This is a genomic window from Stenotrophomonas sp. SMYL89, from assembly GCF_036319985.1.
Taxonomy (GTDB): domain Bacteria; phylum Pseudomonadota; class Gammaproteobacteria; order Xanthomonadales; family Xanthomonadaceae; genus Stenotrophomonas; species Stenotrophomonas maltophilia_Q.
Window position 1 is genome coordinate 454,020 of record NZ_JAWIRW010000001.1, and the last position, 19,439, is coordinate 473,458.

The following is a 19,439-nucleotide window of genomic DNA, read 5'->3' on the forward strand; positions in this document are numbered from 1 at the left end:
AGGCTGCACTGCTCAGAACTGGTAACGCAGGCGCAGGCCGTAGCTGCGCGGGTCGTTCAGGAAGCGGACGTTGATGCCGGAACCCACCAGGGCCTTCTGCGAGACATCGTTGCCCAACAGATTGTTGCCCCAGGCTTCCACGCGCCAGTTGCCGCTCAGTGAGGTGAAACCGATGCCCGCGTTCAAGGTGGTCTCGCCCTTCTGGCGGTCAGGGAAGCCGGCCGCAGCGGCGCTTTCGGTACGGTCATGGACCAGCTCGCCACTTGCTGGATCCTGTCGGATGAACTCCACGTCCCGGTTGTTGTACTGGGTGAGGTAGAAGGCCGAGCGGTACGAGGCCAGCAACTGCCAGTCGAAGGTGCCAAAGCGCAGCTCGGTCGTATGCTGCAGCCTTACGTTGAAGGTAAGCTTCGACGCCAGCGGCAGTTCGTTGCCGGACAGGTCGATCAGCGAGGTGGCACCACCGGCGTCGTAGTTCTGGCTGCGGACATCGGCGACGGTGCCACGCTTGATCTCGCTGTCCATCCAGAGGGCGTTGATGTTGACCATGAAATTGTGCGGAAAGCGCAAGGTGCTTTCCGCCTCCAGGCCGTACACCGCGGACTTGCCGACGTTGCGGTTGACCAGGGCATAGCCGGTGGCTTCACCGGTGGTCGGGTTGGTGGCGATCACCGCCAGGTCCTGGAACACCTGGTCGCTGTAGTCGTAATAGAACCCGCTGACGTTGAAGGTCGAGGTGCGACCCAGCATCTGGAAGGAGTTCTTGCTGCCGATCTCGTAGGCAATGATCGATTCGGGCTTGAAGGTCTCGGGAATCTCCTTCGGATCAAACGTGTCGTTGAAACCCCCCGCCTTGTGGCCGGTCGACACCAAGCCGTACAGCAGGCTGTCATCGCTCACGTCGTACTCGAAACCCGCGCGCCAGTCGGTAAAGCTGAACTTGCTCTTGCCGAACTGCTGGGCCGGAATCGCGCTGACCTGGGCCCAGCTCTGGTACGGGCAATCGACGGTATCGCCACCGATGTCGGGGCGATCCACGCAACCGAATGGGCCGCCATCGGGCACCGCGCCGATCTGCTGCAGCAAGGTGTCGTTGCGACCATGTCGCAGCACACCCTGCAGCAGGAAGCGGGCCATCTCCGCCTGCGAGGTGATGTTGCTGACGTCAAAGTTCGGACGGCTCATGAAAGCCGGCTCGAAGCCGGGCGTGCCGAGGCGCGTGGCAAAGTCCCCGCCCTGGCCAGGCAGGCCCAGCGACCAGTTGCCGCCAATGCCGTAACGCGACTTCTTCTCCTCGGAGTAGCGCAGGCCGCCCTTCAGGCGCAGGCGATCGTTGACGTCGAATGTACCGTCGGCGAAAACGGCGGATGACTTGCCATTGACCTTGGGCATGGTGAATTCAGTGCCCGAATACCAGCGCCCTTTGTCCACCAGCGAAAGGTAGCCCACCCGCTGGTCCTCATTGAAGTGGAACAGGCCGGTGGTCCAGCGCAGCCGTTCGTCCTGGTCGGACGTGAACCGCAGCTCATGTACCTGCGACTCCGACTCGGTCAGCCAATACTGCGTGGAGTAGTTGTCGTAGTCGATGCCGCCCGGGTTGCTGGGTGATACCGGATCGATGTTGCGGCCCGGCCAGAGGATGCCTTCGCTCTGCGCATTGGTCTGGCGGTAGTCCACGTTGCGGTAGCTGCCGTTGTACTCCACCGCCACCTTGCCGAAGTCATAGGAAATGCTGGTCTGCGCCCCCCAGTTGGTGCTGTCGAGCTTGCCCTGCGCGCCGCGGTAGATGATCTTTCGCAGGTCGACATCGTCCGGCAGGTAGCCGGCCTTGGCGGCGGTGTAGACGTTGGCGCCTGGATAGCCCGTACCGCCCTCCTTGCCGATGTCGGCCATTGCGAAGATCGACAGCTTGTCATCTGGCTGGTAGAGGAACGACAGGCGTGCGCCCCGGTCGTCCTGCACGCCAGCCGGTTCCAGGTCCTGCGCGCGCCCAGCATTCTTGAACGGAGAGTCTTTCTCCACCTTGTAGCCAGCCACCCGGAAGGCCGCGCCACCGCCGATCGGAAGATTCAGGGCGAATTCGCCACCGCGATGGTCACGATTGCCGGCCTCGGCCTGGACGTACCCGCCGAACGCTTCCAGGTCAGGGCGCTTGGTGATGATGTTCAGCGTGCCGGCCAGCGCATTGCGGCCGCGCAGCGTGCCCTGCGGGCCCTTGTTGATTTCCACCCGCTCGACATCGTAGAACATCCCGCCCAAGCCGCGCGGTCGTGCAATGTAGGCCCCGTTGATGTGGGGCGCGGCGCCTGGATCACCCAGCTCGGTGTTGTTCGAAGAACCCACGCCGCGGATGAAGATCTCCAGGTTGCCTTCCTGGTTGGCCATGCTCATGCCTGGCACCAGGGCTTGGATGTTGCGCAGCTCATTGTTGATGCCCAGCGCACGCGTGTCGTCCGCAGAAATTGCCTGGGCGGTACCTGCATATTTCTGCAGGTCCTGTTCCCGGCGTTCGACGGTGACGATGACGGCGTCCAGCGTCGAGGCCTCCCGTGCCTCGCTGGCGGCGGTGGAACTGCTTTCCTTGGCTGATTGCGCCGCCACCGGCAGCGCCGCAGTGGCGGTGACGATGGTGGCAAGGACTGCCTGTGCGAGTGTGCTCTTCCTGAAATGGACGGTCATAGGGTCCCTCTCTCCCCATAGATGATGTCTGGACGTTCCCGCGCCGTGCGCCGGACGTGGGCTCTTGTAAGTGCCGCCTGACAACGCTGTCAATCAGAATGAACGATGGATGACCAGAAGCTTGGGAAATCAGACAGTTGAGCGATCAGCAGTGCCGCTTGGCACGCCGCATTTGCTGCAGTGCGAAACGAAATCGGGCGGCGTTGCGCTCGCCGTACGGCTGCACCCGCCGGATTGGATCAGAACGCAGGCCGGCGGCGAGGGCCATCGAGTTCGCGTGTTCCCTTGGCGGGCTGCGGGGGCCATTCGTGTGGCGCCGTGATGATGCTGCCATGTGGTCGGGCATGACTTCAGGCACTCGGTCATGACTACACCTGTAGTCAATGTAAGCAGGCATTCACCGTAGGAGATGCCAATGAACACTGCACGATGGCTGTCCAGCTTCGCGGCCTTGATGCTGGCCGTCCCTGTACTGGCCACCACGACCACCACGGCCGACGCCGTCGCGACAATCGAACACAATGCCCGTGCCGCGCATTCGGACGCGGTACTTGTCTGGAAGGATGGAAGAACACTGCTGGAGCCCCGGCCAGGGACGGGCGATGAACCGGTTCACCTCATGTCGGCCACCAAGTCGGTGGTGGCGCTTGCCATCGTGCTTCTGCTGGACGAGGGAAAACTGGCCTCGCTCGACGAGCCGGTAAGCAACATCTTCGCGGAGTGGAAGCAGGGGCGGAAACGGGACATCACGGTACGCATGCTGCTGGACCATACCTCTGGCCTGCAGAACGTGGCCAACGCTGGGGAAGAGCTGGAAGCTGCGCCGGACCTGGTCAAGCTTGCGCTGGCTGCAGAGCTGAGCAGCGATCCAGGCACCACGTTCTCCTACAACAACAAGGCCACCAATCTGCTGCCCGGCATTGTCGAGCGTCTGGCAGGGGAACCGATGGATGCCTACCTTGAGGCGCGCCTTTTCAAGCCGCTGGGCATTGCCCGATATACGTGGTTGAAGGACGGTGCGGGCACGCCCTTGGGCATGGCCGGATTGTCGCTGAGCGCCCGCGATCTGGCGACCATCGGGCAGCTGCTGCTTGATGGCGGCGTCACCCAGGCGGGTACGCGCGTGCTGAGCGAGCGGTCGGTGGCGCTGCTGGCGGCAGCAAGTGCCCGCTCGCCGGATGTTGGTCTCCTGTGGTGGCGCATTCCAGCATGGGAGCGTTATGAGCTGAAAGGCCAGATAGCCGGCTTCCTGGCGCAGCATGAAGTCAGCGATCCGGTCCAGCAGGCATTGCTGGCCACCGAGGGCAGGGCATTCGACAGCAGGAGTGCACTGATTGCGTACATGGCCGAGCGACTTGGGGCGGACTGGCCGCAGCACTATGGCAGCGAGATCACCGGTCGTGGACTCAAGCTCTCCGACATGTTCGACATCCAACGCGGCCCAACCGTTGCCTACGCCGCCAATGGCTACCTGGGCCAGCACCTGGTCATCGTTCCGCAACAGCAGGTGGTTGCCGTGCGCCTCATCCACCGACGCGACACCCATCGCGCTCCATTGGATGACTACGCGACGTTCCCGGCGGATGTACTCAAACTGGCCCAGGCGCTTCAGTGAAGGGAGGAGCCGGGCCTGTGCCCGGCTCCTCGTCCACTACTTCATGCTGCTGGCCGGAGTGGCAGGGCGTGCCACTACTTCGGCATCAGCACAGCATCAACAACGTGGATGACGCCGTTGGATTGGTTGACGTCGGCGATGCTGATACCTGCTTTGCCGCCCTTGGCGTCGATCACCCACAACATGCCGTCATGAAGTGCGACGGTAAGCGGCTCGCCTTGCACAGTCTTCAGCGTGGCTTTTCCACCGTGCTTCCTGGCATCGGCCAGGAGCTGGGCGGAACTGAAGCGTCCTGGCACCACGTGGTAGGTGAGGATCCGTGTGAGCTGTGCCTTGTTTTCAGGCTTGACCAGTGCATCGACCGTGCCTGCTGGAAGCTTGTTGAAGGCGGCATTGGTGGGTGCGAAGACAGTAAAGGGACCGGCGCCATTGAGCGTATCGACCAGGCCCGCGGCCTTGACCGCTGCCACCAGGGTGGTGTGATCCTTGGAGTTCACAGCGTTTTCAACGATGGTCCTGGTCGGGTACATCTCGGCCCCGCCAACCATCACGGTATCTGCGGCGAAGCTGGCGGAAGCGGTTGAGACGAGTACGGCGAAGCTGACTGCGGCGGCGATGCGCTGAAGAGCGTTCACGGTGCGTTCCTCGGTAGGATGCCCGCACAGCGCGGGCATCCTACATACGGCTGGCGGGAGCGCCTGGATGCACCGGATGCAGGCCTGGTCAGTCAGGGGGAGGGCCTTGATGCGTGTCGAAATTCTCCCGGCAGCGGCGGAATTCCTCGGCGTGTCCCACTACCCAGGTCCACATCGGGATCATAAGAACCAGCAGCTCCCTGCCCAGCGGAGTGATGGTGTACTCCACGCGCGGCGGAACCTCACGGAAATCCTGCCTATGGATCAGTCCGTCCCTTTCAAGCTGACGCAGGGTACGCGTCAGCATACGCTGCGTGACTCCTTTCATCCGCCGCGCCACATCGGCGTGACGCAGTGTTCCGTAGACCCCCAGGGCGTGAATGATGCCCAGCGACCAGCGGCTGCCGGCATGCGCGAGCACCTCGCGGCGCAGACCGTCGTCGTCCGCGCTCATGCCGTCGCATATCGATTGTGAATGTCGCAGAAGCTCATCGGTGCTCATGAACGGTGCGGTCGGTATCATCGGTGTGCCTTCTTACGTGGCAACTAGGGAGGGGCGCAGAATCGCCGCCATCGTACACACTGATGGTGGTTTCAATGTCTCCCCCGATTGTTTCCCGCTCAATCCTGGTCCTGGGTGCCGGCGAACTCGGAATGCCCGTCATCCGCAACCTGGCCCAGCTCGCGGTTGTGCATGACGCAACCATCAGCGTGATGCTGAGGCCTGCGTCGATTGAATCCACACTACCGGACAAGCGTACGGTCATTGACCAGATCCGCTCGCTGGGAGTGGCCCTCGTTCCTGGCGACCTGGTCACTGCCACGGTCGATGAGCTGGCTGATCTATTTTCCGGTTATGACACGGTCGTCGGCTGCACCGGCTACGCTGCTGGCCGCGACACTCCCATGAAGGTAGCGCGCGCCGCCGTGAAGTCGGGCATTACCAGGTACTTCCCTTGGCAATTCGGGGTCGACTTTGACGCCATCGGACGCGGCGGGCCACAGGATCTTTTCGACGCCCAGCTGGATGTACGCGACTATCTTCGCTCACAGGCCGAAATGGACTGGGTGGTCATTTCCACCGGCATGTTCACCAGCTACCTCTTCGAGCCGGAGTTTGGCGTCATCGATCTTCCCGGCAGAAAGGTCAATGCACTTGGCACAGCCTCCAATGCGGTTACGCTGACCACACCAGAGGACATCGGTGCAATGACTGCACAGATCGTCTTCCACTCGCCCCCCCTTCGAAACGAGATCGTCTATCTTGCGGGAGACACGGTCCGTTATGAGCAGCTGCCCGCCATCCTTGAGGAAAAGTTCGGTGTTCCTTTCAAGCTGATCGTGTGGAGCGTTCCCCAGCTGATGGAGGAGCTTGCCAGTGACCCATCAAACATGATCAGGAAGTACCGTGCTGCCTTCGCCCAGGGCAGGGGCGTCTCCTGGAGCCTGGACGGGACGTTCAATGCCAGCATTGGCGTGAAACTGGAGGGTGTAGACGACTGGCTGAAAGCCCACTTCGAGACTTGATGAGCCGTTGAGCGGCAATCGCGTGGACGAAAACGGATTCTCCTACAGACTCCAATCGACCCGCAGGCCGGCGATCAGCGCATTCGGTAGATCATGCTGGCGTGCGGGTTCGTTGAACTGGTCCGGATGCACGATGTAGTGCAGGTTGGGTGCGACCCGAAGCTGCGGGGTGACCTGGATGCCATAGCTCAGTTCCATCATCACCTGGCTCCCGTGCGGGGTACCGCTGCCACCCGCCGCGGCACGGGCGAGGCGCAGGTTCTCCAGCGCGATGCTGCTGTACTTCTGCTGGGTCACGACGAAGGCGATGCTGTCCTGCGGCCGGCTGGCGAACGTGCCTTTCTGCACCAGGCCGGCCTGCAGGAAGTGATCCTCGATCAACTGGCCGGAGGTACCCTTGAGTGCGGCACCGAAGAGGGTCAGGCCACGACCGCTGCCATCGCTGCTGAGCTGCTGCTCGAAGCGGGCGAACGCACCGGAGCGACCATGACGTGTCGCGTACTCCTGGCCACTGAGCAGCGCCGACATGCCGTTGGCATCGCGCAGCGGGTCGCGGTAGGTCGAGTTGTCCTGCCAGCCACCCAGTTCGTAGCGGGCCTTCAAGCGCGCCGACGCGGGGCTGCGCCAGCCGATCGTGTAGGGCACGACCCAGCCGGTGGCCTGGTTCGTGCTCCATTTCAGGCCGTGCTGGCCATCTTCGGCCTGGCTCGGGTCGACCTGGTACGCGCCCACGCGTACGTAGACATCCGGCGTCACCCATGCCGTGGCATCAGCCATCCAGCTCGATACCGGCCACCATGTGAAGCTGCTGGTGCGGAACACATAGGTCGGGTTGCCGCAGGCCGAGTTGCCCTGGAAGTACTGGCACCACTCCGAACCGAGATGATGGATGTTGGCGACGCTTCGCCCTGCTTCCAGCACCAGTCGGTCGTTGAGCAGTTTCTGCTCGATCGTCAGATTGGCCAGGCGCGTTCCCTGGCCACCGTAGATCTCCTGCACCGAGGTGCTGTTGCCCGTACTGCTGTTGGCGAGATTGGTGCCGTGGCGGTTGATGCCGTAAGCCTTGATCGTTGCGCCCCGCCAGCCGAACGCGGCGTCCAGGTCCACGTCGGCACCGAACATCAGCTGGCCGGCATAGGCCGTGCCGCTGCGCTTGCCGCCGTCAAGCGTGGCGGCCGCCTCGCCGGTGTAGGCGAGCCTGGGAGTGAAGACGTCGCTCGCGTCTGCGGTGGCGGCCAGGGATGGCAGGGCAAGCGCGATCGCCATCGGCAACATGTGTCGGGAAGAGCGGGTCATGGGCGAGGGTCCTTGTGCAGGGCGTAGGTCGCTGCGCCCCTGCGTGCGCAGGGGAGGTGGCAGGGTCTTGGCGATGGGGTGGATCAGGCCGGCGTGGTGACCGGCTTCTTGAGGATGCGCAGCGCGACCGCAGTGACGGCCACGCCGGCCAGCAGTGCCAACAGGTAGATGCCGAGGTGAGTGACTGCGTTCGGGATCGGCAGCACGAACACGCCGCCGTGCGGCACCTTCAGCTCGACGCCAGCGGCCATCGAGATTGCACCTGCCACGGCAGAACCAAGGATCAGCGCTGGAATGGTGCGCAGCGGATCACGCGCGGCGTAGGGGATCGCGCCTTCGGTCACGAAACTGAGGCCAAGCACGCCGGCAGCACCGGCCGTGCCGCGCTCCTCGGCGGTGAAGCGGTTGCTGAACAGCCATGTCGCCAGTGCAATACCCAGCGGCGGCGTCATGCCGCCGATCATCGTCGCCGCCATCGGCGTGTAGACCTGGCTGGAAATCAATGCAGTAGAGAACGCGTAGGACGCCTTGTTGACCGGCCCGCCCATGTCCACCGCCATCATTCCGCCCAGCAGCAGGCCAAGCAGGATCGCGCTGCCGCCCTGCATGCCGCGCAGCCAGTCGGTCAGCCAGGCCAGCAGCCCGGCGACCGGCGTGCCGATCACGTACATCATCAACAGGCCGACCAGCAGCGTGCCCAGGACCGGCAGGATCAGCACCGGTTTGAGGCCTTCCAGGCTGCGCGGCAGGCGCAGCGCACGGTTGATCCAGTGCACGCCGTAGCCAGCGATGAAACCAGCCAGGATGCCGCCGATGAAGCCAGCATCCATGTTCACTGCTACCAGCCCGCCGATCATGCCGGGCGCAATGCCGGGGCGGTCGGCGATGGAGTAAGCGATGTAACCGGCCAGTGCGGGCACCATCAACATGAAGCCGGACTTGGCCCCGATCTGGAACAGCGACCAGGCCAGCGTGCCCTTGTGGGCATCGTCGAAGGCATAGATGCCGCCGAGTGCGAATGCCAGTGCGATCAGCAGGCCGCCGGCAGTGACGAACGGCAGCATGAACGACACGCCGGTCATCAGGTGCTTGTAGGGCCCGGTGGCCTTGGTCTTTTCGGTCGTGCGCCCTGAAGTTGCCGTACCTGCCTGCATGCCGGCCTCGGCCAGCGCCTTGCGGATCAGGTTCTGGCCGTCGTTGATCGCCGGTTTGGTGCCGCTCTTGAACAGGCGTTTGCCAGCGAAGCGCGACAGATCGACTTCGCGGTCTGCGGCGATCAGGACGAGGTCAGCAGCCGCGATTTCCTCGTCGCTCAACGCGTCCTGCGCGCCGACCGAGCCCTGGGTTTCGACCCGGATTGCATGGCCCAGCGCCTTGGCGGCCTGTTGCAGCCCCTCAGCCGCCATGAAGGTGTGAGCAATGCCGGTGGGGCAGGAGGTAACGGCAACGATGCGCTTGCCCGCATCCGTGCCGGCGTCGTTCGACCGTGCGGCCGCGAGCGGTGCGAGCGCCGCAATCGGGTCGTCCAGTACCTCGCCCAAGCTGGCATGCGCGATCTCAGCATTGGCGAAGCGCGCGATGTCCGGCTCACCACCACCCACCAGCAGCAGGTGCGTCGCGGCGGCGGCGTTCGATGCAGGCAGTGCGCCGGTCACGCCCTGGTCGCTGCGGATCTCGATCATCAGCTCGAGCCCGCGCTGGCGGGCGGCGCGGCGCAGCGCTTCGGCGGCAAGAACCGCCTCGATGCTGCGCTCGCCAGCGGCGATGACTACGGTGAAAGCGTGCATGGGAACTCCTGGAATTCTTCGGGTTCGTCCTTGCCGAAGGCGCTGCGGTCGGCGTGAAGCCAGCCGCCGTGCCTCCGGCAGACAGGGTCAATCCAACCGCTCGATCAGTACATCGCCGGCCCATGCGCGTACCTGCGCCGGGTCCAGCCGTCGTGCGTCACCGCTTTGCAGCCGGCTCATCGAGAACGCGGTCGCCAGCCGCGCGCAGCCGTCCAGATCGAGGGCGGGCTCCAGCATCGCGGCAGCGATGCCGGCGACCATGGCGTCGCCCGCACCGACCGTGCTGCCCTGGGCCAGTCGCGGCGGTCGTGCGACCAACGCGCCGCTGCGATCAATGAACAGCGCGCCGTCGGTGCCCATCGAGATCGCTGCGAGCGCCACCCCGCGTTCGACCAGGGCCTGGCCAGCGACGCGCAGAGCGCTGCGGTCCAGCAGCGGCGTGCCGGTCCAAGCCTCCAGCTCCTGGCGGTTGGGCTTGACCGCGTAGGGCAGTGCACCCGCAGTGCCACTCAACGCAGCGGCAAGCGCATCGCCACTGGTGTCCAGCAGCACGCGCGCCCCTGCGGCACCGGCCTGCACCTGCAGCCGCGCCCATGCGTCGGCCGGCAGGCCGGACGGCAGGCTGCCGGACAGCACCACCGGCAGGCCCGGCAGCAGCAGGGCACCGAGCCGGCGCGACACGGCGTCCAGATCGGCATCGTCGAGTGCCAGGCCGGGCAGGTTGATGTCGGTGGTCTCTCCGTCTTCCTCGTCAACCAGCTTGATGTTGGTGCGGGTGCTGCCCGGAATACGCAGGCAGCCATCTACGATGCCGCGCGCCGAGAACAACGTACCGAACACACCGTCGTTGCCGCCACCGAGTACGCCCAGTGCCGTGGTCGGCACGCCCCAGTCGGCCAGGCAGGCGGCCACGTTGATGCCCTTGCCACCCGCATCGTCGCGGCTGCTGCGCGCGCGATGCACATGGCCCGGCCGCAGGCTGGCCAGCCGCACGGTCTGGTCGATCGCCGGGTTCAAGGTAACGGTGACGGCGCGGGCATTCATGCACCTGCTCCATCGAGGGCGCGTACCTGCTCGGCGGTTTCGCAGTCCAGCGCGGCATTGGCCAGCCTCTGCAGATCGGCCAGCGCAGTGCCGCGCAGGCGTGCCTTCACCGACGGGATGTCGTTCGGGGTCATCGACAGTTCGTCCACGCCCAGCCCTGCCAGCAGCATCGCACCGAACGGATCGCCGGCCAGGCCACCGCAGACACCCACCCAGCGCCCCTGCGTGCGTGCACCTTCCACCGTGGCGCGGATCGCGCGCAGCACGGCCGGATGCAGGCTGTCGGCTTCTGCGGCCAGCTCCGGGTTCTGGCGGTCGATGGCCAGCACGTACTGGGTCAGGTCGTTGGTACCGATCGAGAAGAAGTCGGCGTGGCGGGCCAGCGCATCGCTCTGGGTTGCGGCGGCCGGGACTTCGATCATGATGCCGATCGGCACGTCGGGTGCCTCCAGTTCGGCGCGCAGGCGCTCGCAGATGGCGCGCAGTGCCGTCAGCTCCGGCACCGAGGTGATCATCGGGAACATGATGGACAGGCGTGCACCGTCTCTGGCCGTTCGATACAGCGCACGCAGCTGCGGCTCCAGCAGGTCGGGGCGGCGCAGCAGCAGGCGCGCGCCACGTACGCCGAGGAACGGGTTTTCCTCGTGCGGCAGCTCCAGGTGGGCGACCTGCTTGTCGCCACCGATATCGAGCGCGCGCACGATCAACGGACGGCCGTCCAGCGCCTTGGCCATGGCCATGTAGGTTGCGTACTGCTCATCCTCGCTGGGCGTGCTGCCGCGTTCGAGGAACAGGAATTCGGTGCGCATCAGGCCAACAGCTTCCGCGCCCTGTTCCAGCGCCAATGGCACCTGCTCCGGCAGGTTCACGTTGGCGCCGATGTCGATGCGATGGCCATCGGTGGTCTGCGCCGGCTGCGCACGCTGTGCGGCTTCACGCGCGCGGATCTGCTGCTGCTCGGCGATCCAGGCGCGAGCCGAAGCAAGATCTGCCTCGGAGGGGGACAGGTAAAGCCGCCCGATGCTGCCGTCGATGATCGCCTCGCGGCCGGCCTGGATCGCCAGCAGTTCGGCGCCACCGGCAACCAGCGCCGGCAGGCCGAGCGTGCGCGAGAGGATTGCGGTGTGTGAGGTGGGACCGCCCAGTGCAGTGGCGAGGCCGAGCACGCGGCGGGTGTCGAGGTTGGCGGTATCCGAGGGCGACAGGTCGGCGGCAAGCAGGATGCACGGCTGCGTCGGCAGATCGGCCAGGCCGCCGCCGGCTGCAGAGGGGTCAAGCTGCGCCAGTACGCGCCGACCCACATCGCGCAGGTCTGCCGCGCGCCCGGCCAGCACCGGATTGCCCAGCGCCGCCAGCCCGGAGGCGATCTGCTCGATGGCCTGGTGCCAGGACCACGCGACGCCATGGCCTTCAACCATCAGCTGGCAGGTGCGGGTAATCAGGTCGGTATCGTCAAGCAGCGCAGCCTGCGCCTTGAAGATTGCCGCATCCGAGGCGCCAAGGCGGCGCTGGGTGTCGTCCTGCAGTGCGGCCAGCTGCTGGCGGGTGCGGCTGAGTGCATCCTGCAGGCGTGCGCCGCCCTCGCCGAGCGGGGCAGGGCGATCGGCAACATCGGCCTGCGCGCTGGCCAGTACATGCACCGGGCCGATGGCCAGCCCGGGGCTGGCGCCGATGCCGACGATCGCCGCCCGCGCTTCGGGTGGATTCCAGCCCGCGACCGGCGCCGCCTTTCGCTGTGCTGCACGCTCCGCATCAGCCTTTTCCTGCGCCACCAGCCCGTCCATGACCTTGCGCAGTGCGGCCAGCAGTGCGGGGGCATCGACGCCTTCGGCAGAAACACTCACGGCATCGCCCTCGCGAAGCCCAAGCTGCAGCAGCGCCACCAGACTCTTGGCATCGGCAGCCTGATCGCCCGCGCGCACCTGGGCACGGGCCGTGAAACCCCGCGCCGCCTCGGCCCAGCGCGTGGCCGGGCGCGCGTGCAGTCCACTGGGGTAAGCGATGGTCCAGTCGAAGCGCTCGGCCAGGTCCGTCACCGGTACGTGGGCGACAGTGACAGTCGCATCACGGGCCAGCGCATTGACGATCTCGCCCGCATCGAGGGTGGTGAACAGCCGCTGCAGCGCCGCCTCGTCCTGGATCAGGCGGGTCAATCTGCGGAGCAGGGTGATGTGGGTGTCGGACTGGGCGGCGATGCCAACCACCAGGCGGGTGACCTGGCCCGGGTTCCATTCCACGCCTTCCGGCAACTGCAGCACCGCAATGCCGTCGCGGCGCACCAGGTGGCGGTCCTCGCCGAGCCCATGCGGGATGGCCACGCCATGGCCGAGGAAAGTGTTCGCCAGCGCTTCGCGGCGCCCCATGCTGGCCTCGTAGCCCGGCGCCACGCAGCCTGCGGCGACCAGCATCTGGGCCACCTGGGCGATGGCATCGGTCTTGTCCTGTGCCCGCGCGTCCAGGCGGATCAGTTCCCGGCTGACGGGAGAGGGGGAGGTCAGGGGCGACAAAGCGGGCTCCGGGAGGGGGTGGTTGGGGCGTATTGGGAACGTTCCCAGTCCGTATTTCAATGTGCGCTGCACAAAAAGCCAATAGTCCTTTGGCGTTAGCATTGTGCTGAACGGCCATCGCGCCATGAACAACCCACGTTTCCGGGAACGTTTCCAATGAGCATCAGCATCAACGACGTCGCACGCGTGGCGGGGGTCTCCAAATCCACGGTGTCCCGGGTGCTCGGGGGCGGTCCGGTCAGCGAGGACGTGCGCGGCAGGGTCGAGCTGGCGATCCGGCAGACCGGCTATCGACCCAACCTGCAGGCCAGGCGGTTGCGCTCCCGGCACACCGGCATCATCGGCCTGATCGTCGCGGACATCCGCAATCCGTTCTTCACGGCGCTGATCCGCGCGGTGGAGGAGGTGGCCTATCGCGAAGGATTGCGCGTGACCCTTTGCAACACCGACGAGGACCCGGAGCGGGAGGCGCTGTATCTGCAGTTGATGCACGAAGAGCGCATCAGTGGCCTGATCTTCGCGCCGACCCGGACCACGGTGGGCCGGCTCGAACGGCTCACGCTGGATTATCCAACGGTGCTGGTGGACCGCGCCGCCCCCGGCGGGTCGATCGACAGCGTGGTACTCGACAATCCGGCAGCGATGGCGGGCCTGGTCGAGCATCTGGTCGAGCGCGGCTATCGCCGTATCGGCGGATTGTTCGGCAGCACCAGTACCACGGCGGCCGAGCGTCGCGACGGCTATCTCGCTGCGATGCGCACCCATGGGTTGCAGCCGGACTACCGCGAGGTTGAACCCACGGCCGAAGCCGCCATCGCGACGGTCGGGCAGTGGCTCGCCACGCCATCACGCCCCGAGGCACTGGTGACCAGCAACAGCCTGCTGTTGATGGGGGCATTGAAAGCCGCCCGCAGCGCTGGGCTGGCGATTCCCGAGGCGTTGGCGCTGGCCGGCTTCGACAACGAACGCTGGACCGAACTGGTCGAGCCGGGCATCACCGTGATCGAGCAACCGGTTGAGGAGATGGGGCGGGCCGCGATGTCGATGCTGCTTGAACGCCTGCGCACGCCAGCACTGCCTGTGCGCCGGCTGGTGATGACGGGTCGGTGCGTGGGCAGAGGGTCGACGGCTGCGCGATAGCTCGACGCCCGGTTGCGGCCAACCCTGAGAGCGCCGTTCGGGTGTTGGCCGGCCGACCGTCGTCTGTTACAAGCCATCTGTACACGCAGACACCATGGATGATTGCCTTGTCAGAGCCTTACTCAGCGCTGCTCCGCCTGCAGTTGTGCCCCGAAGATCTCTCCAGATGGCTGTCCGCGCCCGTGCCCACAGCGTCCCGATGGTCCGACTGGCGATGCATCGCCGGGCAGTGGCACCTGGGAAACGGTGAATACCTGGCCTCTTCAAGCGACGAGGCGTTGGATCACCTGCTTGCGGACTGCCAGGCGCTGCTGGCCCGCTACCCCGACAATCGCGCCGCATTGAAAGCCTTCCTGGCCTCTGCACAGGCTGAGAACATCCGGGTCGCCGCCCATGACCGCAGCAGCACGCACTTTGTTGCAGGATCGCTGACCTATTCAGAAAGCCTCTACGATCTCATTGCGTTTCTTGCGGTGGCACGAAGCGCCGCCGACTTCCTGAAGGCAGGTGACCAGGGGGTGGCGCTGATCCACGACTATCTCTGGGCCGAGGACGATCAGCGGGAGACCATTGCCGCGATTGCGCTGGCAGGCCACGGCGAATCCAGCTTCCTGTCTTCCACTGACCTGGATACCGCCACCGCATCCTTCGAGACATTGGTGGAGGCCATGCTGGAAGACCGGGACGACCCGGAGTTTCATCCGCGCAACCAGCTCGATCGACTTTGACCCTCGCTGCGTGGAACCCACAGAGACGACCACCAAGGACCCCGACATGAAAGGACATCACGCCCTCCACGCGCGCCGCGGCATGCGTCGGCTCCTCGCACTTGGCCTCTGCGCCCTGGCGGGGTCCGCCCTCGCCGGAACAACGCAACCGGCACGCACCTGGCTTGTCAGTGGCGCCGAACTCCTCACCCTGCTGCAGGGCAAAGGCGCCGACGGCTTCTGCGACGGCGATCAGTGCCGGAACCTGTCCAGCGCTCGCGCCAGCGCCTATATCCAGGGCGTTGCCGATGCCAGCCACGCCCAGTGGTGTGGCCAAGGCCGGATTCTTCCGCACGAGCTGGTTGACCGGGTCGCTTCACATCTTCGACAGCTGCCCCAAGGGAAACTGCAGCAGGATGCTGCACCCTTGGTCGTCGATGGGCTGAGGGCGGCCTTTCCCTGTGATCGAGGGGCATGACCCAGCAATGCCCGAGGTGACTCGGCCTCCTCCGCGGAGAGGTCCGCGCCCTTCGTGGAGCCCTCTCTGTTCCGCCTGAAGCTGGAGCCGAAATAGTGAAGACACACACACGAGTGGCGAGCGCGGAAGATCTTGAACAGGTCGCGATGCTGTTCGACAAGTATCGACAGTTCTACGCGCAGCCGGCAGACCTGCCATTGGCAAGGCAATTCATGCATGCACGCCTGTCAGAAGGCGATTCGCTTGTACTGGTGGCCGAGGCAGATGGGGACCGCCTTGTCGGGTTCACCCAGCTGTACCCGCTGTTTGACTCCATCAGCGCACGCCCAAGCTTCGTACTCTATGATCTTTACGTCGACAGACCAGCACGTCGCACTGGTGTTGCCCGCACCCTCATGATCAACGCCGTTGAAGAAGCACGAAGACGCGGCGCAGCGCGCATCGAGCTGCAGACGGCGAAGGACAACGCGGCTGCGCAGGCGCTCTATGCAGGACTCGGATGGCAGCGCGATGAGGATTTCTTCATCTTCGCCATTCATCCTTGATGGCCGTATCCGCCGCGCTTTGGATCGCCGAAGAACTCAGGCGACCATGGCAGAGGCGGCACGCCCTTCGAGGGCGTGCCGTGCTGGGTAGCGGGGATCAGTGAGTGATGGGGGGTGCGCCGTCGTTTCCCATCACACGCTGCACAGCCTCCTGCAATCGCTCGATATGGAAAGGCTTGGCAACAAAGGTGGCACGCCGATGGCGCAGCGGCACCAGCTGGTCGTACACCGCAGAAACGAACAGATAGGGGATGCCGAGTTCAGCCAGGCGATCGGCGACGGGGAAAACCACACCGTCACGAAGCTCCACATCCAGAACGGCACCGTCGAATCGCTGCGTATCCAGCAGCCCCAATGCATCGAACACACTGTAGGCGTGTGTTACCTGGCCACCGCCCTCTTCAAGCGCCTGTCCCATGAGGGCAACAAGGTCCAGTTGGTCTTCCACCAGCAGCAGACTGTATCGATTCCGCTGGTTCATATCGGGTTGCATTGGCACATGCCTGCGTTGCCATCGGAGCTGCAGTGTGTCCTGTGCTGCATCAACGCGACGCGTGTGGGTTGTCAGCTCGGTGTCGAAGCGACCCCGCCTCTCGATGCCGTCCACGTCGCATGGAAGGTGCCACGGGACGTGTTGACGGCGTCTTGGCGAGCGCCATGGATACTGCCGCCGTCCCCTGCACTGGAGTGTCCGTCATGCACCGATCCCACGCCAACCCCGCTTCGCCACGTGTACTGCGTGTGGAGTGCATGCGCCTGGACTGCGGAGGCGCTGCCATCGTGGTGGAGCTGGACCGCATCCCTGAACGGGCGTGGATGAAGTCATTGAAGCGGGCACTGCAGGCCGACGATCTCTTCGAGGGCGCACAAGCCAAATTCGACGGACGTTTCGTTTACGTCGTGGGCGTCGAGGGCAGCGAGCATCGTGCGCAGCATCGGGTGGTGCAGGCGCTTGAAATGCCGCAGGCAATGGTCAATACGTCGCGCTCACGCATTCCGGTGGCGGACGCGCGGCATGCCGGCAGGGTTGACGCTCAGGTTGGCCATTGATTCCAGATGGAGCGCGCGCATGCGTAGCGCATCGACGGTCACCCGTCGCAGAGCCGGCCACCCACTCCTGCGGGGCAATCCGTTGTATTGTGGACAGTGCTCGCAGCGCCCGTCAGCGAGAGGATGTTCAGGTGAACGCTTCCATGCTCCCAAGAATCGTCGGCTTCGATGTCCCGTTGCTGCATGAGCGTGTAGACGCATCCACCGACGAGGCCATCACCGCGCTGCTCGATCTGGCGCCAGGCGCCCGCTGGACAGAGATGTTCCTCATCAAGTGCAGAGCCCTGGCGTCCCAGCTCCAGCTGGCGGATGTTCGCATTGAAGGCGCCAGGATCTACTTCTACGGATCCATCAGCGATTCCCGTGGACTTGCCGACGCGGTGATGTCCATTGTCCACGTACTGAATGATGAGCTGATGCGCGAGCGGAATCACGCAGCCAGCCGCGCCTAGGCGCAGCCAAGCAGCGACCAGCACCGATCGGCGATCTCTGCTGCGCCAGGATGACCGCGCAGGCTCGATCGCTTCGCAAGCCTGCCCTGCAGATCGTCGATCCATGCCGACCGGGCGCCGTGCGGATCTCTCACATAGATATCGCAGGCAAGCCGGATAACCGGCGCCACTTCGTAGCGGAAGCTCATCGCGGGCAGGGCGCCCAGGTTGAACGCGGCCTTCCAGTGGGCCAGTTCACGCTCTACGTCCACAACGTGCTTGCTTCTTCCCTGGATCACGGCGTTACCCCTTTTTGAAACCTCACTGTACACACTTCTTGCTGCGAGCCTGTTCATGACAGTCGTTCATATGGGGCGCTTCCCCGTACGTTCCCGTAACGGCGACACGCCCACAGTCAATCGGCAGCAGACTTGCTGCGGCGGAGAATCGAAATGAACAGCGTCCCCGAACAGAACAGGAATGACCGCTCCAATGCTTCCTCTGAAGCAGAACGGCCCACGCAGCAGGGGCGGGTCGAGGGGGGCGAACCCGGAGGGGAGGAGCCTGGCAAGCAGGGACAGCAACAGCAGCAGGACAACAAGGATCGCGAGAGCCCAAAGCCAGCGGACGAAAAGAAGGGCGGTCTCGGCGGCGATACACGCCGCTGAGAAAGAGGAGGAGCCGCGCGCCGCGCGGCTGCTTCCGTTGCAGACAGGGAGCGTGCATGTCCTCGCAAAGCCAGGCGATCAGCCTGATGACCAAGATCATGTACCAATGTCGTCCGGAGAGAACCACGACGATGGCGCAATGCCGTTGCTGCCATGCGCCCAGCCCAGGCGGCATGGAGTGCGCACGGTGCCTGACCGGAAGGCTCGGCGACATGATTCAGAACCGTGGCGCAGCATTCAGCTGGCTGGACTCATTCCGCAGGGTCCAGCAGGACGAAGCACACGTGTTCGAATGCGCAAAGCGCGTCGATGCGGCATCTCCCTAGGCGTCGCATCCGGACCTGACATCGCGCAAGCGTATGCTCAAGTCATTCAGGAGCAACGCGATGACTTTTCCGATCTGCATCTACGATAGAACGGGCACGGGGCTCCGGCTGCCCGCGGGATGGTGGATCGACCTTCAGTCCGATCTGCCTGCACTGGTGAAGGGTGCCGCGCGCATCGACCTTCCGCGATCTTCAAAGGACGAGCATCCACGATTGGATCCTGAAGTTCTCAGGGATCTCTTCCGGCGCATTGGAGGCTCGCAGTGGCTAGGTTGAATCCAACCCAGTCCCTGGGAGTGCGCTGGCTGTTCTTTCGCCTTCGCAACGGGCAGTCCATCAGTCCCGCGAGGCTGATGTCTGTCTGGTCCGAGGCGGCTGAATCCAACGACTGCGCCGTGCGCCGTGAGATCATCGACGGCGCCGGCTACGTCTATGCCTTGTATGCGCCCAACAGCCTGCTTTCACCCCGGCGCGTGGAGCTGCGCATGAGGGCGCTGCTGGAGGAGGCCGGCTACGCCTTCACGATGGGCAGCCTGGCGGGGCGGCACCCGGGCGGCGGCTGAAGCGCGGCGCTGACGCGGCGGCCGCACAATCCAGGACAACAGGTCTCATTTCGGGCCGTCTGGCTCCAGGGGGTCGTCAGGCACTGGATCAAAGAGCGCCAGCATCCGTTCGCGGCGGCACTGCTCAAGCCAGTGGTGCCATATCTCCACCTCGTCCATCAGCCCTGTTGCACCGCATGCAGGGCAGGTGAGCGTCGTGCCCGATGGACTCGTCTGAATGCCGGCGTCCTCGGTCATTGATGAGCGCAGGCCGCAGCTCTTGCAGGTCGATCGCAACTGATCGAGGCGAACGATGGCGCCATTGCGCGCAAGAAGGGGCTGGATCGCATGGATCCGGAAGGCATTGGGAGGGTGCATGGCCGTGTCGTCTTGGGCTGGACACGGGAGCAAAGGATTCTGCGCCGGAGAAGAGCCGTGAGGGTGCAGTGTCCTCCGTCGGAG

22 protein-coding genes are annotated in these 19,439 nt (G+C 64.9%); 12 read left to right on the forward strand and 10 right to left on the reverse strand.

The genetic code is table 11. From position 1 onward, the window contains the following. Positions 1–12: 12 nt before the first annotated feature. Positions 13–2,679, reverse strand: a complete 2,667-nt coding sequence (locus V3B41_RS02095) for a TonB-dependent receptor (RefSeq protein WP_197631951.1) — start codon at positions 2,677–2,679, stop codon at positions 13–15. A 415-nt stretch (positions 2,680–3,094) separates the two neighbouring features. On the opposite strand from V3B41_RS02095, the gene V3B41_RS02100 reads away from it, so the two are divergent. Continuing rightward, positions 3,095–4,294: a serine hydrolase domain-containing protein gene (locus V3B41_RS02100; RefSeq protein ID WP_329859871.1), complete on the forward strand. Its 1,200-nt coding sequence runs from the start codon at positions 3,095–3,097 to the stop codon at positions 4,292–4,294. Positions 4,295–4,368: 74 nt separating this feature from the next. On the opposite strand, the gene V3B41_RS02105 is transcribed toward V3B41_RS02100, so the two are convergent. Then, entirely contained in the window at positions 4,369–4,968 is a 600-nt protein-coding gene (locus V3B41_RS02105) for a fasciclin domain-containing protein (RefSeq protein WP_197619201.1), read from the reverse strand. Between the two features lie 49 nt (positions 4,969–5,017). Then, positions 5,018–5,452 carry a helix-turn-helix domain-containing protein gene (locus V3B41_RS02110; RefSeq protein WP_005409717.1) on the reverse strand — a complete coding sequence of 145 codons (435 nt, stop codon included), beginning with the start codon at positions 5,450–5,452 and terminating at the stop codon, positions 5,018–5,020. Between the two features lie 74 nt (positions 5,453–5,526). Between V3B41_RS02110 and V3B41_RS02115 the strand changes: the two genes are divergently transcribed. Then, positions 5,527–6,456 carry an aromatic alcohol reductase gene (locus V3B41_RS02115; protein WP_329859874.1) on the forward strand — a complete coding sequence of 310 codons (930 nt, stop codon included), beginning with the start codon at positions 5,527–5,529 and terminating at the stop codon, positions 6,454–6,456. Positions 6,457–6,498: 42 nt separating this feature from the next. On the opposite strand, the gene V3B41_RS02120 is transcribed toward V3B41_RS02115, so the two are convergent. From V3B41_RS02120 to ptsP, 4 genes are all read right to left on the reverse strand, one after another. Further along, a complete protein-coding gene (locus V3B41_RS02120; RefSeq protein WP_049430751.1) occupies positions 6,499–7,752 on the reverse strand; it encodes a carbohydrate porin in 1,254 nt (417 codons plus the stop codon). An 83-nt stretch (positions 7,753–7,835) separates the two neighbouring features. Then, positions 7,836–9,539, reverse strand: coding sequence for a fructose-specific PTS transporter subunit EIIC (locus tag V3B41_RS02125; protein ID WP_049430748.1), 1,704 nt, complete (start codon positions 9,537–9,539; stop codon positions 7,836–7,838). Positions 9,540–9,626: 87 nt separating this feature from the next. Further along, the gene (locus tag V3B41_RS02130) at positions 9,627–10,583 is read right to left on the reverse strand and encodes a 1-phosphofructokinase family hexose kinase (protein WP_329859877.1); all 957 of its coding nucleotides are present in this window, start codon (positions 10,581–10,583) and stop codon (positions 9,627–9,629) included. Next, entirely contained in the window at positions 10,580–13,090 is a 2,511-nt protein-coding gene (gene ptsP / locus V3B41_RS02135) for a phosphoenolpyruvate--protein phosphotransferase (RefSeq protein WP_197619193.1), read from the reverse strand. The genes V3B41_RS02130 and ptsP overlap by 4 nt, the downstream gene beginning before the upstream one ends. Before the next feature lie 156 nt (positions 13,091–13,246). On the opposite strand from ptsP, the gene V3B41_RS02140 reads away from it, so the two are divergent. The 4 genes from V3B41_RS02140 (at position 13,247) to V3B41_RS02155 (ending at position 15,960) form a co-directional block, all read left to right on the forward strand. After that, complete coding sequence (locus V3B41_RS02140) at positions 13,247–14,230, forward strand: LacI family DNA-binding transcriptional regulator (protein ID WP_049427839.1); 984 nt, start codon at positions 13,247–13,249, stop codon at positions 14,228–14,230. 98 nt (positions 14,231–14,328) lie between these two features. Continuing rightward, positions 14,329–14,958: a hypothetical protein gene (locus tag V3B41_RS02145; protein WP_329859880.1), complete on the forward strand. Its 630-nt coding sequence runs from the start codon at positions 14,329–14,331 to the stop codon at positions 14,956–14,958. Positions 14,959–15,004: 46 nt separating this feature from the next. Next, on the forward strand, positions 15,005–15,415 hold the full coding sequence (locus V3B41_RS02150) for a Rap1a/Tai family immunity protein (RefSeq protein ID WP_238378713.1): 411 nt from the start codon (positions 15,005–15,007) through the stop codon (positions 15,413–15,415). A 95-nt stretch (positions 15,416–15,510) separates the two neighbouring features. Continuing rightward, positions 15,511–15,960, forward strand: coding sequence for a GNAT family N-acetyltransferase (locus V3B41_RS02155; protein ID WP_197619191.1), 450 nt, complete (start codon positions 15,511–15,513; stop codon positions 15,958–15,960). Between the two features lie 97 nt (positions 15,961–16,057). Here V3B41_RS02155 and V3B41_RS02160 read toward each other — a convergent pair whose 3' ends face one another. After that, the gene (locus V3B41_RS02160; protein WP_295549116.1) at positions 16,058–16,453 is read right to left on the reverse strand and encodes a response regulator; all 396 of its coding nucleotides are present in this window, start codon (positions 16,451–16,453) and stop codon (positions 16,058–16,060) included. Between the two features lie 257 nt (positions 16,454–16,710). Between V3B41_RS02160 and V3B41_RS02165 the strand changes: the two genes are divergently transcribed. Together V3B41_RS02165 and V3B41_RS02170 are read left to right on the forward strand one after the other, a co-directional pair. Continuing rightward, entirely contained in the window at positions 16,711–17,010 is a 300-nt protein-coding gene (locus tag V3B41_RS02165) for a hypothetical protein (protein WP_238380333.1), read from the forward strand. Between the two features lie 131 nt (positions 17,011–17,141). Continuing rightward, a complete protein-coding gene (locus tag V3B41_RS02170) occupies positions 17,142–17,462 on the forward strand; it encodes a hypothetical protein (RefSeq protein WP_019336574.1) in 321 nt (106 codons plus the stop codon). On the opposite strand, the gene V3B41_RS02175 is transcribed toward V3B41_RS02170, so the two are convergent. Then, positions 17,459–17,797: a hypothetical protein gene (locus tag V3B41_RS02175; protein WP_219632004.1), complete on the reverse strand. Its 339-nt coding sequence runs from the start codon at positions 17,795–17,797 to the stop codon at positions 17,459–17,461. The two genes, V3B41_RS02170 and V3B41_RS02175, sit on opposite strands and share 4 nt — an antisense overlap. A gap of 96 nt (positions 17,798–17,893) precedes the next feature. On the opposite strand from V3B41_RS02175, the gene V3B41_RS02180 reads away from it, so the two are divergent. From V3B41_RS02180 to V3B41_RS02195, 4 genes are read left to right on the forward strand one after another with little or no spacing between them, the layout of a single operon-like run. Continuing rightward, a complete protein-coding gene (locus V3B41_RS02180; protein ID WP_080354976.1) occupies positions 17,894–18,109 on the forward strand; it encodes a hypothetical protein in 216 nt (71 codons plus the stop codon). A gap of 56 nt (positions 18,110–18,165) precedes the next feature. Beyond that, complete coding sequence (locus tag V3B41_RS02185) at positions 18,166–18,435, forward strand: hypothetical protein (RefSeq protein ID WP_049427849.1); 270 nt, start codon at positions 18,166–18,168, stop codon at positions 18,433–18,435. A 60-nt stretch (positions 18,436–18,495) separates the two neighbouring features. Then, a complete protein-coding gene (locus V3B41_RS02190; RefSeq protein ID WP_080354977.1) occupies positions 18,496–18,711 on the forward strand; it encodes a hypothetical protein in 216 nt (71 codons plus the stop codon). Beyond that, on the forward strand, positions 18,699–18,998 hold the full coding sequence (locus V3B41_RS02195) for a hypothetical protein (RefSeq protein WP_049427851.1): 300 nt from the start codon (positions 18,699–18,701) through the stop codon (positions 18,996–18,998). The genes V3B41_RS02190 and V3B41_RS02195 overlap by 13 nt, the downstream gene beginning before the upstream one ends. Positions 18,999–19,043: 45 nt before the next feature. Here the strand turns inward: V3B41_RS02195 and V3B41_RS02200 are convergent, their stop codons facing one another. Continuing rightward, complete coding sequence (locus V3B41_RS02200) at positions 19,044–19,355, reverse strand: hypothetical protein (RefSeq protein ID WP_049427854.1); 312 nt, start codon at positions 19,353–19,355, stop codon at positions 19,044–19,046. Positions 19,356–19,439: the final 84 nt, after the last annotated feature.